This window comes from Flavobacteriales bacterium, assembly GCA_021739695.1.
GTDB lineage: Bacteria > Bacteroidota > Bacteroidia > UBA10329 > UBA10329 > UBA10329.
The window spans coordinates 29,917-47,415 of record JAIPBM010000020.1 but is presented as its reverse complement, the minus strand read 5'-3'; the positions used below and the strand labels follow the sequence as shown (position 1 = coordinate 47,415).

General features: G+C 44.6%; 11 protein-coding genes. 2 read left to right on the top strand and 9 right to left on the bottom strand.

The window, feature by feature from the left end; translation table 11 throughout:
• The 5 genes from K9J17_12800 to K9J17_12780 all read right to left on the bottom strand — a co-directional run bounded on the left by K9J17_12800 (nt 1) and on the right by K9J17_12780 (nt 5,051).
• A complete protein-coding gene (locus K9J17_12800; GenBank protein ID MCF8277605.1) occupies nt 1-1,035 on the bottom strand; it encodes a VWA domain-containing protein in 1,035 nt (344 codons plus the stop codon).
• A complete protein-coding gene (locus tag K9J17_12795; GenBank protein ID MCF8277604.1) occupies nt 1,035-2,033 on the bottom strand; it encodes a VWA domain-containing protein in 999 nt (332 codons plus the stop codon). Before K9J17_12795 ends, K9J17_12800 begins: the two co-directional genes overlap by 1 nt.
• Nucleotides 2,030-2,959 carry a hypothetical protein gene (locus tag K9J17_12790; protein MCF8277603.1) on the bottom strand — a complete coding sequence of 310 codons (930 nt, stop codon included), beginning with the start codon at nt 2,957-2,959 and terminating at the stop codon, nt 2,030-2,032. The genes K9J17_12795 and K9J17_12790 overlap by 4 nt, the downstream gene beginning before the upstream one ends.
• Nucleotides 2,960-3,114: 155 nt before the next feature.
• Nucleotides 3,115-3,984, bottom strand: coding sequence for a DUF58 domain-containing protein (locus K9J17_12785; GenBank protein ID MCF8277602.1), 870 nt, complete (start codon nt 3,982-3,984; stop codon nt 3,115-3,117).
• Between the two features lie 80 nt (nt 3,985-4,064).
• On the bottom strand, nt 4,065-5,051 hold the full coding sequence (locus tag K9J17_12780; GenBank protein MCF8277601.1) for an AAA family ATPase: 987 nt from the start codon (nt 5,049-5,051) through the stop codon (nt 4,065-4,067).
• 284 nt (nt 5,052-5,335) lie between these two features.
• On the opposite strand from K9J17_12780, the gene K9J17_12775 reads away from it, so the two are divergent.
• Nucleotides 5,336-8,068: a gliding motility-associated C-terminal domain-containing protein gene (locus K9J17_12775; protein ID MCF8277600.1), complete on the top strand. Its 2,733-nt coding sequence runs from the start codon at nt 5,336-5,338 to the stop codon at nt 8,066-8,068.
• A 35-nt stretch (nt 8,069-8,103) separates the two neighbouring features.
• Here K9J17_12775 and K9J17_12770 read toward each other — a convergent pair whose 3' ends face one another.
• The 4 genes from K9J17_12770 to K9J17_12755 all read right to left on the bottom strand — a co-directional run bounded on the left by K9J17_12770 (nt 8,104) and on the right by K9J17_12755 (nt 12,032).
• A complete protein-coding gene (locus K9J17_12770; protein MCF8277599.1) occupies nt 8,104-9,117 on the bottom strand; it encodes a Gfo/Idh/MocA family oxidoreductase in 1,014 nt (337 codons plus the stop codon).
• Between the two features lie 154 nt (nt 9,118-9,271).
• Nucleotides 9,272-9,748: a hypothetical protein gene (locus tag K9J17_12765; protein ID MCF8277598.1), complete on the bottom strand. Its 477-nt coding sequence runs from the start codon at nt 9,746-9,748 to the stop codon at nt 9,272-9,274.
• 75 nt (nt 9,749-9,823) lie between these two features.
• On the bottom strand, nt 9,824-11,341 hold the full coding sequence (locus K9J17_12760; protein MCF8277597.1) for a glycoside hydrolase family 5 protein: 1,518 nt from the start codon (nt 11,339-11,341) through the stop codon (nt 9,824-9,826).
• A gap of 64 nt (nt 11,342-11,405) precedes the next feature.
• Complete coding sequence (locus K9J17_12755; GenBank protein ID MCF8277596.1) at nt 11,406-12,032, bottom strand: hypothetical protein; 627 nt, start codon at nt 12,030-12,032, stop codon at nt 11,406-11,408.
• An 81-nt stretch (nt 12,033-12,113) separates the two neighbouring features.
• Here K9J17_12755 and K9J17_12750 point away from each other — a divergent pair, with 81 nt between their 5' ends.
• Nucleotides 12,114-17,456, top strand: a complete 5,343-nt coding sequence (locus K9J17_12750; GenBank protein ID MCF8277595.1) for a PKD domain-containing protein — start codon at nt 12,114-12,116, stop codon at nt 17,454-17,456.
• Nucleotides 17,457-17,499: the final 43 nt, after the last annotated feature.

The window sequence follows — 17,499 nt, the reverse complement described above, 5'->3', positions numbered from 1 at the left end:
CTATTTAGCTTTAAAAAGGTTCAATCCACCAAACACTTTCAATTTGCGCGAAGGTAACAGCAGCTCAATCAACAACAGCAACAGCGCCACTCCAAAGAAATATTGGAAACGGTCTTCGTAGCTAGTAAACATCTTGCTATCAAACTCTTCGCGCTGCATGCCTTCCAACTCGTCCATCAAGACATTCAGACCTGTTCGACTGTTGTTAGCGCGAACATATGTTCCTCCGCCTGCCGCTGCTATCTGCTGCAGCATGGTTTCATTCAGCTTCGTAACCACTGTATTTCCTGCTCGATCTTTTCGATAACCCATCATTTGACCACGCTGATAGACAGGAATCGGAGTTCCGTCAATAGAGCCAATGCCGATGGTATGCACTTTAATTCCCTGTTCTGCCGCAGCGGCTGCTTGTTCCAATGCGTCATCTTCGTGATTCTCTCCATCGGTAATAACAATAATGGATCTGTTTGCCTTTGAATTGGCACTGAAAGAAGTCATGGCCAGTTCAATGGCTTTACCAATAGCAGTTCCTTGAGTTGGAACAATATCCGTATCGATGGAACGAAGGAAAAGTTTCGCTGCTGAATGATCGACCGTCATCGGAAGTTGGATGTATGCATCGCCAGCAAACACGATCACTCCGATCTTATCGTTCTTCAACCGATCAACCAATCGGGAAATAGCTTGTTTCGCCCGTTCCAATCGGTTTGGTGTAAGGTCTTCAGCCAACATACTATTGGAAACATCCAAACAGACCATCAGTTCAAATCCTTCACGTTTTACTTCTTCATACTTGGTTCCGATCTGCGGATTTGACATACCAACCAAAACGAATGCAACTGCCAAGGTGAAAAGAAAGCGTTTCCAACGCGGAAGCACTTTGGAAAATGTTGGAATGAGCGTTTCGATGATGCTGAGGTCGCCCAATTGTTGCAATACGCGTTTGCGCCATCTGGCATTGAACCAGAAAACAAGCACAAGCACTGGAATTACCAGCAGCGCATACAACCATATTTCGTTCGCAAATCGGAACATTACACTATACTTCGTAGAACGGTTTGTTTCAACAATACTTCAATACCAAGCAACAGCAAGGCTACAATGGCAAAAGGCAAAAACTCCTCTTTGCGCTTGCGGTATTCTGTCACATCAATCTTCGATTTCTCTAGTTCATCAATCTCCGTATAAACCTCTTCCAAACTGGCATTATCCGTGGCTCTGAAATACTTTCCTCCTGTCATTTCGGCAATTCGAGTCAATAGTTCTTCATTGATCTTCACTTCCATATCAGTATAAACCGTTCTTCCGAATGGATCTACTTGCGGATAAGGCGCTGTTCCGCGAGTTCCAACACCAATGGTGTAAACACGAATGCCGAATTCCTTGGCAATCTCAGCAGCGGTTCCTGGCGCAATAGATCCTGAGTTGTTGTCTCCATCAGTTAGAAGAATGACCACTTTACTGATGGCTTCGCTGTCTTTCAATCGCTTAATGGAAGTACCAAGCCCCATACCGATTGCCGTACCATCCTGAAGCATACCACTCTTCACATCATTGAAAAGATTGAGAATGACCGAATGATCGGTGGTAAGCGGACATTGCGTGAAACTCTCCCCAGCAAACACCACCAAACCCAATCGATCATTCGGGCGACTACCGATAAATGTCTTGGCCACTTTTTTGGCGGCTTCAAGCCTATTCGGTTTGAAATCTTCGGCCAACATGGAACCTGAGATATCCAAAGCCATGACGATATCAATTCCTTCTGTGGTCACATCTTGCCAACTACTGGTTGATTGTGGTCTTGCCAACACCACAATGATCAAGGAAATAGCCAACATTCTGAGCACAAATGGCACATGAACCAACTTCCCTTTGAAACTGGCTTCAGCCCCAACGGAAGTTGCCACATTCGAATACCTGAATTCTACCCGGTTTTTCCTTTGTAGGAAAACGTAGTAGGCCACCATCGGCAGCAACAGAAGCAGCAGCCAAAGCAGTTCAGGATTATTGAATGTGATATCGCCCATCATCCTTTCTCCTCTTCTTTCGGTTCATCGAGCGGCATAACCAACGTAGTATTTACAAAAGTCCGTGCAATGTCAAAACACTGCTCGTTCTCGTTAGGCATAGGCGTGTACTTGGCAAATTTGGCAAGGTCGGCCATCTGTAGCATTTGCTTCAGTGTTTGCACCTTTCCGTCTTCCAAACCTTTCAATTTAAGAGCGGAAACGGTTTCATCGGTTGTCATTTCCAGTGCCAACACATCAAAACGGAACTCAACGTATTCTCTTATGATGTCCGACAATTCGATATAGAACTCCTTGGTCTGATTGTTCTGCCAAAGCTTTTTGTTGCGTAAGGCTTCCAGTTTCTCTAAGGCAATTTCGTGCGCTGGACGCTTCGGTTTTGGCCGCGCCATCGGAACTTCTGGTACTTTTCGATACTTCTGCCACAGCAAAAATCCACCGATCAGCAACGCAAGAACCAGTAGAACGATCAATGCGTATTTCAGCCACTTTCTCCAGTTGTAAGGAACATCCAAGGGTTCTTTAATATCCTTGATATCCGCTTCCATTTCAACTGGAATGTCTGAGACGAAAATCAACTGTGCTTCGGTAGAAAGCGATTGTGTGCTATCGTTATTGAATACAAACGTGATCGGTGGTAGAATGATAAATCCCGTATCGAAACTGGTAAGCACGAGACGTTGATGAATGACGGTTTCGCCAGTTTCCTTCTTTACTGTATCCGGAATGGACGATTGTACGATTTCAAGTTTGCCAGTGATCGTATCCTTAAAAATGGGCCAAGCAATGGGCAATTCGTTATTGAACTCAACGGAAAGGTCGAGGTTGATCTGATCGCCAATCAGAATCTGCTGACTATCGAGAACAGCTTTTACAGACGCGTTTTGAGCGAATGTGCCAAATGCTGACATCAGCAAAATCAATGTCATTCCGACCGCAGCGGAGGAATCTTGAAATTTAGAAATCAGAGATTTCTCGGTTCGTTCCTCACTCGAAATGACATGAGAAGATTGCCGCGCTTCGCATGCTACGCTCGCAATGACACGCTCGAAACTGGAAACTTGATGCTTGCTGCTTTCCATCATCACGCTCCTCTTCGTTTAAACAAGTTCATCAACGGAACAACATACGAACCATCGGTTCTTACTTGAGCCATATCCACACCCGATTTCATCAATGTATCTTTCAGCTCAGCCTCGAAACGCAAGCTGTTTGCCTTCAGTTTTGTGCGTGTTTCCTTGTTTGATGTATCTAACCAAACCATCTGTCCCGTTTCCGCATCGGTAATCGGAAGCAAACCAACATTCGGAATTTCCTGCTCTAAATGATCGTAAACACGAATGGCCACCAGATCGTGCTTCTTATTGGCCAATTTCAGCGCATCAGAATAATTCTTATCCATGAAATCGGTAAGCAAGAAGGCGATACTTCGCTTCTTTACAACGTTGGTCAGATAACGTAAAGCTTCACTCAAATTGGTGCCTTTGTGCTCGGGAGTAAAATCAATCAGCTCGCGGATGATGCGCAGAATGTGGCTCTTTCCTTTCTTAGGTGGAATGAATTTTTCAATTCGATCGCTGAAGAAAATAATACCCACTTTATCGTTATTCTGAATGGCAGAAAACGAAAGCACTGCACATATTTCTGTCATCAACTGGCGTTTCAGCATTCCTTTAGAACCAAAATCGCCCGATCCGCTCACGTCCACCAACAACATCACGGTCAGTTCCCGCTCTTCCTCAAAAACCTTTACATACGGATCACCAGCACGAGCCGTCACGTTCCAATCAATGGTCCGCACATCATCACCCATTTGGTATTCGCGCACTTCAGAAAAAGCCATACCACGCCCTTTGAAGGCAGAGTGATATTGACCTGAGAATATCTGATTGCTCAGACCTCTGGTCTTTAACTCAATCTTACGTACGCGTTTTAAAAGCTCTGACGTTTCCATTTTCTTAAGCGACTAAGTGATAAGCGACCAGCGACCAGTTAGGGTCATCTGATATCTCACGTCTCAAATCTGACGCCTGTTTACGGAACTTCTACCGTGTTCAGAATATCAGCAATGATCTCTTCAGAAGTGATGTTTTCTGCCTCTGCTTCGTAAGTTAGTCCAATACGGTGACGCAACACATCGTTACAGACAGCACGAACATCTTCCGGAATAACGTAGCCTCTTCGCTTAATGAAAGCATAGGCTTTAGCCGCTTTGGCCAAAGCGATGCTTGCACGAGGCGAACCACCGAAGCTGATCAGGTCTTTCAGTTTAGCAAGACCATTCTCTGCAGGATAACGACTGGCGAAAACAATATCCACGATGTATTTCTCAATCTTCTCATCCATGTAAACCTGACGAACCACTTCGCGGGCTTTTAGAATATCTTCTGGCTTCAACACCGAATTGGCTTTAGGAAATTCACCTGCCAAATTGTGACGGATGATCTGCGCTTCATCGGCTTTATTCGGATACGTGATGACCACTTTCAGCATGAAACGGTCAACTTGCGCTTCTGGAAGCGGATAGGTTCCCTCCTGCTCAATCGGGTTCATGGTGGCCATTACCAAGAATGGTTCCTCCATTTTAAAGGTCGTATCACCGATGGTCACTTGCTTTTCCTGCATTGCCTCAAGCAGCGCACTTTGCACTTTAGCAGGAGCACGGTTGATCTCATCCGCAAGAATAAAATTGGAGAACAATGGTCCTTTGCGAACATCAAAAGAACCTGTTTTCTGATTGTAGATCATCGTTCCGACCAAATCCGCTGGAAGCAGATCGGGCGTAAACTGAATTCTACTGAATCCAGCGCTGATGGTTGATGCAAGTGTGTTGATGGCAAGCGTTTTTGCCAGTCCAGGAACACCTTCTAATAGAATGTGTCCTTTTGATAACAGACCGATCAGGAGGCTTTCCACCATGTGTCTTTGTCCTACGATCACCTTGTCCATTTCCATGGTGACGATATCGACAAAGGCACTTTCCTTCTCGATCATCTCGTTGATCTGCTTGATGTCTGTCATGATTAAAATTTCATTTAGTTGCGCAAAAATAGAGATCGCTGCATACCCTTAACAGCAGAATGTCCTAAGTGGTGTTAACGACTTCTTAAAAAGTGTTAACCAACATCCAATAAAAGCAACAAACAAGCACGAAAACCTGTGCAACATGGGCTCAAAAAGTATTTTGGTAACATATCGGAATGCAATCAAGCAACTTCTTTGAAGGAAAGGCATGATATCTAACGAATTCGTAAAGTTGAAGACCATGTAATGTGACACTGAAAGCGTACCCTTGCGCTACGAAAATGAAGGTAAGAGCGCAGTTCGCCTTGTTGGCTATTTGGGGGTTGCTGTCGGTCTTGCTTTTTAGCAACGCGGGTGCTCAAACGCTGATTATAAATGAGGTTTCGAACGGTGCGAACGGGAACAAGGAATTTGTAGAATTCGTTGTAGCAGACGAAAACCTTTCGTTCGATTGCAGCAATAATGCCCCGCCCTGCATTGATATCCGAGGTTGGATATTCGATGACAATTCGGGCTACCACGGTTCGGGCGGAATTGCAAATGGCGCTTTACGTTTTTCTTACGACCCGCTTTGGGCCTGTGTTCCGGTGGGAACCATCATTCTGGTTTACAACGATGCCGATCCAGGGCTTTCTGTTCCTCCTGATGATCTGAACTTAGCGGACGGCAATTGTCGTATAGTTGCTCCTATCAGTGATAGCTTTCTATTTGAACACAATTTCACGACTCCTGGCGCTGCCAGTTGCAGTTATCCTTCCTCAGGTTGGATAGCAGGAGGCGATTGGACTTTCACTTTCTTGGCAAATTCGGGAGATTGTGCGCGCTTGGTCGACCTTTCTGGTTGCGAAGTTTTCTCGGTCTGTTGGGCTTCTTGCTCCAATAACACGCTCATCTATTTCGATTCTTTCGGCTCTGGCTCTCAGAAAGTGTGGTATTTCAATGGTGGAGACCCTAACAACCAAGCCAATTGGAGCGAAGGTTCCGCTTCTAGCGGAGGCGATGAAACACCTGGATTACCGAACAATGCAGCCAACGCAGCGTACATTGGACAATTCAACAATAATTGTGTGCCCGTTACTGCATTGCAGGTAAATGGCAGCAGCACCGATAGTCAGTGTGGTGCTTGCTCGGGCACTGCCTCGGTTTTGGCATCGGGTTCCATTCCCGGTTACACCTATAATTGGACAGCCAGCAATTATTCGTCATTAGGCATACAAACAGCTACAGCAACAGGTTTATGTTCGGGAAACTATCACTGCATTGTCAGCTCTTCCATTGGTTGTTCAGACACGGTTGACGTGACTGTATTGGACGATGGTTCGGGCTTCAGCAGCACAGAACTAATGGATGTCTGTCAAGGAATTACCGTTACTTATCCAGATGGAACATTGGAAGTCGTTACAGCCAACACCAGTCATATTTCCACTTTAATAAGTAGTTCTGGTTGCGATTCGATAGTTACCACAAACGTTTCAGTAGTCAGTGGTTTTACTTCAAGCGAAAACGTGGATGTTTGTAGTGGAACAACAGTGGTTTATCCTGACGGAACGTCTGAACTGATTTCTGCGAACACTAGCCACGTTTCTGCCCTAACAAGTAGTTCAGGTTGCGATTCTACCGTTACCACAAATGTTTCCATTGTGGCTGGTTTCACTTCAAGCGAAACCGTGGATGTTTGTGCAGGAACAATAGTCTTCTATCCTGATGGGACATCCGAACTCATTGTATTAAGCACCTCACACGTTTCGGCTTTGATAACAAGTGCAGGATGCGATTCTACCGTGACCACGAACGTTTCAGTTGTAGCAGGATTTATTTCTACCGAAAACATGAATGTTTGTGCTGGAGCAACGGTCGTCTATCCAGATGGAACATCGGAAGTCATTGCAGCAAGTACTGTGCATATTTCAGCTTTAATTACCAATGCTGGATGCGATTCTGTCGTTACCACGAACGTTTCTGTGGTGGCCGGATTCACAACGACCGAAAACCTGAATGTATGTGGAGGAACAACTGTTGTCTATCCTGATGGAACATCGGAACTAATTACTGCGAACACTTCGCACATTTCGGCCCTTACATCCAGTGCTGGATGCGATTCTATCATTACAACGAATGTTTCATTATCAACCGGTTTTATGGGGAATGAAAACTTGACGGTCTGCGCTGGAACAACTGTCACGTATCCAGATGGATCGACAGAAACGGTACTTACCAATACGAACCACACTTCCATTTGGCCAAACGGTTCTGGTTGCGATTCGGTAGTGGTAACGCAAGTAACGGTCAATCAATCTACGCTTAGCCGTACCAGCTTTGATCTCTGTTTAGGTTCAGACTATACCTTCCCAGATGGAACCGTGCTCGATTCACTCACACAAGAAATTAGCCACACCAGTACGTTAACGAGCACGAATGGCTGCGACAGTATTCTGGTCATCACCTTGCGACCAACAGCTCAATTGGTTCCTGCTTTCACATTCGATCCGCAAAAACCAACTACAGATCTGAACACGGTCACGTTCCAAGCATTGTCACCTGATGGTATTCGCAATTGGACCATCGTAGATGAAACAGGAATGTTGCTAATGGAAAGCGTTGAGGATAGTTTCGACATCACGCTTCCGAATGATCTGCCGCATACGTTCCATGTTTGTTTAGAAGTGAATGCAGATGGTTGCGTTGGCCAAACCTGCGATAGTTTGATTCTGAAACCTGATCTTACGGTTTACATTCCGAACGCGTTCACGCCTCACATGCCTGGCCAAGAGAATGGGATAAACGATGTGTTCCTGCCCATTATTAGCGGAGCTTTTGTCCATAGCTACACGCTCCATATCTACAATAGATGGGGCGAAGAGATCTTTACCAGCACCGATCCTAAACAAGGTTGGGATGGCTACTTCAAAGGCGCATTGACCGATCAGGCCGTTTATGCCTATTCACTCTCATTTTCAGTGGTTCCGCTCACCTTTGTACATCAATACACAGGCCACGTGACTGTAGTAAGATGATGAAAGAAGCTCAGTACTGAACGGTAGTTAGGAAATCAGTTTCGTCCAGTAAAGGCTTTGAAATCGATGGCCTCGCCTGCTTTAATTGATTCCAAAGCCGCGTCTGCCAACTCGTGCGAAAGCACGCATTCAGTTTCGGCCACATTAGTAAATACACCGTTCTGAATTCCTTCAGAAAACTGAAGCAATTCTTCCAAATATGCATCCTTGTAACGCTGAGGAAACGAATAATTGAAGGGCTCGTGGTTTCCACCTGCCTCGGTGTAAACGTTCACCGCATTATTTCGCTCATTATCAACGGTGGCCATTCCTTTTTCTCCGAACACTTCAATTCGTTGGTCATAACCATAGGCTGATGTTCGACTCGTATCAATGGAACAGACCAATCCGTTAGCAAATTTGATAGACACTAGAACTGTATCATAATCATTGAAACCTTTGATTGTGGCATCATAAGTATGACCTGCCGCGAATACCGTTTGAGGTACTTGCGCTCCAAAAAGGAACATGAGCATATCAAAATCATGAATAAGCATATCATGAAAGATATTGCCAGAAATGCTCAGATATTCATAAGACGGCTTCGGATTATCCCTTGAACTTGCCTTCACAATTTTGGCTGCGCCTAATTCTGGCAAACGCCTTTTTAAGGCAACAAAATTCTTATCGAGCCTTCGTTGAAAACCCAAATGCAAGGCTTTACCGTGCTCACGAGCCAAGGCAAAACAGGTTTTGATCTCCTTTACTGTATGCCCAACAGGTTTTTCAGTAAACACATGTTTTCCGGCCGAAAGTGCCTGAACGATATAATCGAAATGAGCATCTGTTGGAGATGCAACAACCACGGCATCCAGATCTTCATCGTTTAATAAGTCGACAAGATCAGTACTCCATTTGCATCCCCATTTTTCAGCTGTTTCCATTGCCAATTCCACATTGGTATCAACAACCGAATGCAACTCAAGATTATCCAATTGTTTGATGGAAGTGAGATGGAAATTGCCGGCTCTGCCTAGGCCTACAACGCATAGTTTGATGGTCTTTTTCATGGCGCTGAAAATACTTGTTACAACTCAACTTATGATAGCTGCTTTACACGATTTTACAAGAACTGTATTCTTGAAATCAACTCCCGATAAATGAATGATCTGAGTGCAAACGATGCGTCAATTGAACTCAATATTCATCTTAAAAACACGGAGCTCAATCGTTTATGATCGCAATCTTCTCCACCACTTTATCGGCAAAGGATTGCAAGAATGCTGTTTCAGGAGATTGCGCTCTATCCAATCGCCATTTGTGCAATTGTCCTTCATGATAGTATTCCACGAGAAGGCCGCCTTGGTCTGCACAATCTGGGCAGCCAAAGGTTGAATCGCTGATGGCTAAAAGTTCAGCCGGGAAATAATCCATTAGGTCGTTTACTTCCAAAAATGTGGAATTATCCAGTTCTACAAACACAAAAGGAAGCACTGCGTTGTAGTCATCGGTCTGATCTTCAAACAATTGCGCATCGGTAAGTTTGTAAGTTTCAACGCAGCTTTCCCCGCCACACTCACCAAAAAAATGGCCGAAAATCAAATAATCATCTCCTGTGAGTTGCAAACAATCTTCTTCCTTTTTGCACGAAGAGATCAGCGCAATTGAACTTATCAATACCAGTTTTTTCCACGTTTTCATTCGAAATTCCTATCGGTTAATATCATTGGGCAATCAATCATTTCCAAAAAAATGCCAGCCAATTACTCGCAAAAATCAAAAGCTCACATCAATCGTGTAGCTTCCGTTTACCGTAACGGAAGCGAGATAACCACCATCAACAGGAACTAATTCTTTCAGCGAGACATTCTCTCCGCTCACCACAGGTGTACCGAATCTATCGGATATCCAAAGTTCAGTAACGCCCTCTGTTGTGGCAATGGCTTCAAAATGCATCATTCCATCGTTCGAGTTTGAAATGAGCGCAACAGGATTGCCATGTATAGCATTAGGGCGTGTTCGACTGAGCACGTTGAGATAAAGTTCGTTTACATTTCCAGTAAAATTGCCCGAAGCATCCAACTCGATCAAGTGCATGGAAGTTTGATCATACGTAGCGCCATCCCAGCTCATTCCATGAGGATCACCCGGAGCTTGGCACCACTGCCACCAAGTGGACGAACCGAAGTAAGAATCTTCAATGGCAGCAAAACGTTTCACCTTTTCCACATCATCAGCAGGGTTTCCGAAAAAACCCCACTCGCCAATAAAGGCCTTAGACTGAAAATTCGAACTAACGAACTGATACAAAAGATAGCCATCTTCAATAGTGGCAGACGATGGACCAATAGCTTCGAAGTAACTATGTGGGGCAAGCATCAGGTTGTCTTCTGCTGAGAATTGTGGATTAGGAACACCAGCAAGTGTTCCTTGTCCATTCCAAGTAATGGCATTCTCTACAAATATGATGTGCTCATTCTTTGAACCTTCAGCATTTCTGATGGCTGTGATCAAGGTGGCGTAATAGTTCGACATCTTCAACATTTCTTGCTCAACAGGCACTTTATAGCCTAAGCCTGGTTCGTTCAGTAGGTCGTATCCTAGCACATTATCATAAGCTGCTATTGCCGTAACGAGATGCTGCCAAGCAGCAATGCAAGCATCCTGAACACCATCGGTATTATCCCAAAAGTTTTGAAAGGCGTGATACACTGCAGGTGCATTCTCGCGACTTCCATCAACACTGCAATTGGTGGCTCCATCCGTAAGTGTGGCCCACGCAGGAGCTCCATCCCAGCCCTTACTTGGGTAAGTACAGGATGAATCTGGATGGGTGGCAATGTATTTACCCCAAGCATCTTGGTGCATATCGAGCATGACATAAATGCCGTATTTATCGGCTTCTGTAATCACTGAGCGGATTTGAGCAATATAGCCTTCGTCATACTGTCCAGGCTGAGGTTCCAAACTACTCCAACTGAAGATCAATCGAATACAATTGAATCCGTAATGGGCCATCATGGCCATATCTGTTGCGGCATATTCCTTGGTTGCGGGAACATTTGCATTTCCCTCCCAATAATCGCCCAATACGTTGTAATTCGCTCCTCTTAAGATCATGAAACGACCTTGATGATCATAAATACCAGGGTTTTCTCCCCGAATGGCATACAACTGTTTACCTGCAACATCCGGCCCGTTATCCTTTTTGCATCCTGCAATAAAAAGAAGCAGTACAAACCATAGCACAGAGGCCGCATTCGTTTTTGTTGAGAATAGTGATTGAATATGCATTAGAAAAATTTAGACCGTAAAACGTGGCAGTAAATGAACTCTACTGGATTCAGAATGAAAAGACTCAATAACCCAACAGATTTGCTGAACCATATTTCCCTCCTATCCAATGGCGTTTGGGGTCTTTAGGTGGTTTGGCTGTCGTGTCTTTTTCTGCCTCCAAAATGGCTTGCTGTAGTAAGGGCATGGCTTGTACCTCAACCACCTTCTTCACCTTTGCAGGCTTGCCAGAAACCTCTCGTTTTCCTTTAAGGCCAGAGGAAATACTTGCGATGTATAATGTTGCTTTACCAGAATCGAGCGGCTTTATTGTCAACTCCAAACTGTCTTTAACAAATCCATCACCCGAAGAGTTGATACTATAACCCGATTCCAATAGCATCACCTTGAAATTCTGTATGCTCTCAGGAGTTACTGCCCAATAAAACCGAGTGCAGGTATCGTTTTCGAACAAAGCTGTCTGATGAATTCCTTTATCCACATTTACCACCATCCGTTCCATCTTGTAATCGATGATGCGATATGGCCGCAAATAAACATGGACCAGGTCTCTTCGCTGTCCAATAATGCCATCCACCAATTGTGCATTGGCGCCAAAGGCCATTAGCATGATGACGCTGAAAATGAACGTTTGTCGAAAAGGAAACAACTTTATAATGATCTTGATGTCTACTTGCCAAAGGTAATCCATTGTAGATGTTAATAAGATGCGATATGTAATTCGCGATTTTAAGGAACTTTGAATCGCTTATTTCGTAGCTCTTTACGGTAGATGAGAAGAATGATAGAAAACCAGTTGAATAGAGTGCTACTAGCGCTCTGCTTATTCGTGTTCGTTGCTTCGGAAGCAACGCAAGCTCAAGTAAATGCAGATTTCAGTGCGCCTGTAACTTCTGGTTGCGGTCCGTTGATCGTGAACTTTCAGAATCTTTCCACTGGAACAGGACTCACCTATCAATGGAATCTTGGAAATGGCAACACATCCGTATCTCAAAATCCTTCTGCCAGTTACATCACACCAGGAACGTATACCATTACATTAACAGCCACAGGGCCTGGTGGCACAGACACGGAAACAAAAACCAGCTACATCACGGTTTTCACACCTCCGGTTCCGAATCTTTCACCTTCTCAAGGCATCGGGTGCTATCCGTTTACGGTCAATTTCTCTGACCTGTCTGTTACTGGCGATTCGCCCATTGCTACTTGGTCTTGGGATTTTGGAGATGGAGGAACTTCAACCCAACAGAACCCGAGTCATACATACACCACTCCGGGGATCTTTGATGTGACATTGATCCTGACAGATGCAAATGGTTGTTCATCCAATCAATCATTCAATGATGTGGTCGAATCCATCAACATCAGGCCAACAGCCGCCTTCACGGGAAACCCGACCGTAAGCTGCCTTCCCCCATCAGATGTTTCGTTTTCGAATACATCGTCTGGAGGAACGGGAAATTTGACTTACGCTTGGGATTTTGGAGATGGTAATACTTCAACTCTTTTGACACCCGATAACACTTATGCCGCTGCTGGCAATTTTGATGTAAGCCTGACAGTGACCGATGAATACGGTTGTAGCGACACGCAGCTCGAAGTGGCCTATATTCAAATTGTAGATGATGTGACCATTGATTTCGTAACCAACAATACAACGGTATGTTTAGGGGAGCAGGTCTCGTTTGTTGACCTATCTACCTCAACACCAATTAGCTGGGCTTGGGATTTTGGAGACGGTGCTACCTCTACAGACCAATTCCCAACGCATTTGTACACAACACCAGGCAACTACGAAGTTTCATTGACTGCAACATACAGCGCCTCTTGCCAAGGAACAGAAACCAAGACCTCGTACATTACCGTTGGCTCAATTCCTTTTGCGGATTTCACTGCCGATGTTGTTGGTGGCTGTGAAACACCATTCCCTGTTCAATTTACCAACGGTTCTATTGGAAACGGGACCTTAAGCTACTTCTGGGACTTTGGAGATGTCAACACATCCACAGAACAAGATCCGCTTCACATCTACACGGAAAACGGAACGTATGATGTAACGCTGACCACCACAAACAGTGATGGATGCAGCAGTACTGCGAGCAAACCAAGTTTTATCAATGTAGCGCTTACGCAAGCAGATTTCCTTCCTGATGTATTCGGTTTTTGCCAACCGCTAGAGGTGAATTTTACAGATACAAGTATTTCAGGATCGCCAATTGTGAACTACCAATGGGATTTTGGTGATGGAGGAACATCCAACCTTCAAAACCCTACTTACACCTACGCTGATACTGGCATTTTTGATGTGAGTTTGATCATTACAAATGATCTTGGTTGCTCAGACACTTTAGTTCGGTCGAACTATATTTTCGTATACACACCACCTGTTGCCGATTTCATACAGGTATCGCAAGTTGTTTGTCCTGGAGAAGAGGTTTCATTCACGAATAACTCCCAGAATGGAACTGATTGGTACTGGGATTTTGGCGACCAACTCAGTTCCACAGAGGAAAATCCGATTCACGAATTTGCTGACACAGGATATTTCAGCATCACGTTGATAACGCTGAATAATGGTTGCTCGGACACATTGATCGTAGACGACCTTATCTACGTCAGCCCTCCATTGGCTAACCTATCTACCGTTTTCAGTTGCAATGAGCCAAATACTTTCACATTTACCAACGAATCATTCCTTTACACAGATTGGGAATGGAGATTACCTGATGGAACTACAAGTACACAAGATCCAATAACAGTGACTTTTCCCGATGTGGGAGAATACATCATGCGAATTTGGACCTACAATGACACAGCAGGTTGTGCAGAAATTGATTCTGATACAGTTTTCGTAACGGGGCTTGAGGCTGGTTTTAGTGCATCCAATGTGGAAGATTGCGGCCCACTGACGGTTGATTTCACGGACGAAAGTACAGGAGCTGTGAGCTGGAAATGGTTATTTGGCAGTAGTCCAAACTCAACGCAGCAGAATCCTTCTCACACTTATTCCAATATCGGAACATACTCCGTTAGTCAAATTGTAACGGACATCAATGGATGTAAGGACACGCTCATAATGCCAAATCTTGTTACGGTAACGGGGTCAGTTGTGAATGCTGGCGTTGATACCACATTCGGTTGCGAAACACTGTCTGTTCAGTTTACAGACCTTACGAATCCGCCCGGAACTGTTTCTACTTGGCTTTGGGATTTTGGAGATGGAACAACATCTTCCTCTTCTAATCCACTACATGTTTACTCGAACGCAGGAGTTTATGATGTATCTCTGACCATAACTGATATTGGAGGTTGCACCAACACCATCGAATTGGATGATCTGGTCAATTACATCCCGTATCCATCGCCTTCATTTACTGTTGATGTAACGGCTGGCTGCATTGGAGAACCGTTCACGTTCACCAATAATTCTACTGGAAACGCGGTGAATTACCTGTGGAATTTCGGTGATGGAAGCACTTCAACCGACTCCGACCCGATTCACAGTTATAGTGCAGAAGGAACCTACAGCGTTACGCTCACCGCGTTCAACACGAACGGTTGCGATAGCTCAGTGACTGAGATTCAATTGATCAATATCCAGCATCCAGATGCTGATTTCTCTGCCTTTCCAACCTTTGCCTTCTGCCCTCCTCTATTGGTGGGATTCACAGACCTGAGCTCGACTGATGCTGTTTCATGGTTCTGGAATTTTGGAGATGGAAGTTCTTCCAACCTTCAGAATCCATCTCACATCTACACACAATCTGGCATGTATACCGTTTACTTGGTCGTTACCAATGCCAACGGTTGTACTGATACGATTTTCAGACCTGAACTTATAGAACTTTCAGGACCTTCAGGCGAATTCACGTTTTTCCCAGACTCTGTTGGTTGTCCGCCATATGATATCAACTTCGCTTCCATTGCGGAAAACGTGACCACGTATACTTGGGATTTTGGAGACGGATTTTTAGGTTCTGGAGCAAATACTGCACATACGTACACAGAAACAGGTTCGTTCATACCTACGTTGATCTTAGAGGACGATAACGGTTGTACGTTTATCTACCAATCTGCCGACACCTTGGAAATCATCCCACTGGCGGTTGATGCTGGCCTTTCTCAAACCATTTGTGAGTCTGAATCCGTTCAGTTAGGCGCTACTGGCGGAGATTCGTATAGCTGGTCGCCTTCAACAGGATTGAGCGACCCGAGTGTGGCAAACCCTTCAGCAAGTCCATCTGTAACTACAACGTACTTAGTGACCATCAGTTTAGGGCAATGCCAGAACAGTGATTCTATCACAGTATTCGTAAATCCAGCTCCTCAGGTAAGTTTTGTGGCGAATGAAGTATGCTTTGGAACAATCTCTCAGTTCACCGATTTCTCTACTATTGCTTCTCCCGATAGCATCATTTCTTGGAGTTGGGATCTTGCCGAATCGTTGAGCACAGACACTAATCCTTCCATCACCTACGCTAGCGCAGGCACATTTGATGTTTCACTGGTTTTGGAAAGTTCATCAGGCTGTTCAAGCAGTGGTACTGGCACGGTGATGGTAAACCCAACTCCGAACGCTGCATTTTCTGCCAACGATACCTGCCTGTTTGAGACCACATTCTTAACAGATCAATCGACAGTCAGTCCAGGCTCCATCACTAATTGGAACTGGTCTTTAGGAACGGGAACGACATCCACACTTCAGAATCCATCGCTCACATATTTCCAAGATTCGGTCTATCAGGTAACATTAATTGTAACTGCGACTGGTGGCTGCACGGATACCATCACTCAACCTGTTGAAGTATTTCCGTTACCAAATGCAGTCGCAACTGCGGCTAACGTCTGTTTAGGCGAAGCAATTCAATTTGGAGATTCAAGTTCAATCAACTCAGGAAACATTGCAGAATGGAGTTGGAATTTTGGTGATTCGAACACATCTACAGATCAGCATCCTTCTCATACTTACGCAAATAGTCAAACCTACGTTTACTCACTCACCGTAACCTCAGATCAAGGTTGTACCGATGGCGTATCCGGTGCCATAACCGTTCATCCATTGCCTGTAAGCGCATTTCAGATGACCTCGAGTTCTTCATGCTTCTCACCTGCATCTGTCAACCTGTTCAATCAATCTACAGGTGCAAATCAGTTTCAATGGAATCATGATAATGGAACTATCGAAACGCCATTCAACAGCACTGCCATCTTTGACACGGTTGGCCAGTACAACATTGAATTGTTAGTTACCAACCAATATGGTTGCCAAGACAGCAGCACCCAATTGTTTGAGGTCTTTCCGACAGTTATTGCAGGTTTCGAATCTACATTCCCTACAGGATGTGAACCGTGGAGTGTAACCTTCACCGATCTATCTGAGAATGCCATTAACTACAGTTGGGATTTTAGCGATGCAGATGGATCATCACTCACCGATCCAACACACATTTTCTACAATCCTGGTAGCTATTCCGTTCAACTAATTGTTGAAGGTTTAGGCGGATGTGCTGATACACTGAACTATAGCAATCTTGTTACCGTTTGGCCAAATCCAACTGCCCAATTCGAATATGCTAACGTTCCAACCCCGATTGCTAACGGAACAGTGGCGTTTTACAACACCTCTACCCCACACGTAAAAAGTTGGTGGGATTTTGGAGATGGTGGAACATCTACAAGTGAGAGCACTACTCACAACTACGACATATTCGGAAATAAGCTGATCACACTTGCAATTGAGGATGCAAATGGCTGTGTTGATACCGTTCAAATGTATGTTCCAGTGGAGTTTTTCGGTGGACTTTACGTTCCAAACGCGATCATTCCACAAGACCCGAATTCTGAAGTTCGCGTATTTCAACCCAAAGGAACTGGGCTCGGAAATTATCGATGCATGGTTTACGATGAATGGGGAAATATCCTCTGGGAATCAACCAAGCTAGAAGCGGGTTCTCCTACTGAATATTGGGATGGCACTTACGATGGAGAACAAGTTCCTCAAGGATCTTATGTTTGGCGTATTGATGCCATATTTGCCAATGGTAATCTTTGGGATGGAATGATAGACCAGAATGGCGAATACCACCAAGTTGGAACAGTCACTGTTCTCAGATAAGTTAGTTTTAACTGAGATAAGCTTGATGGTCGACTAAATTTAC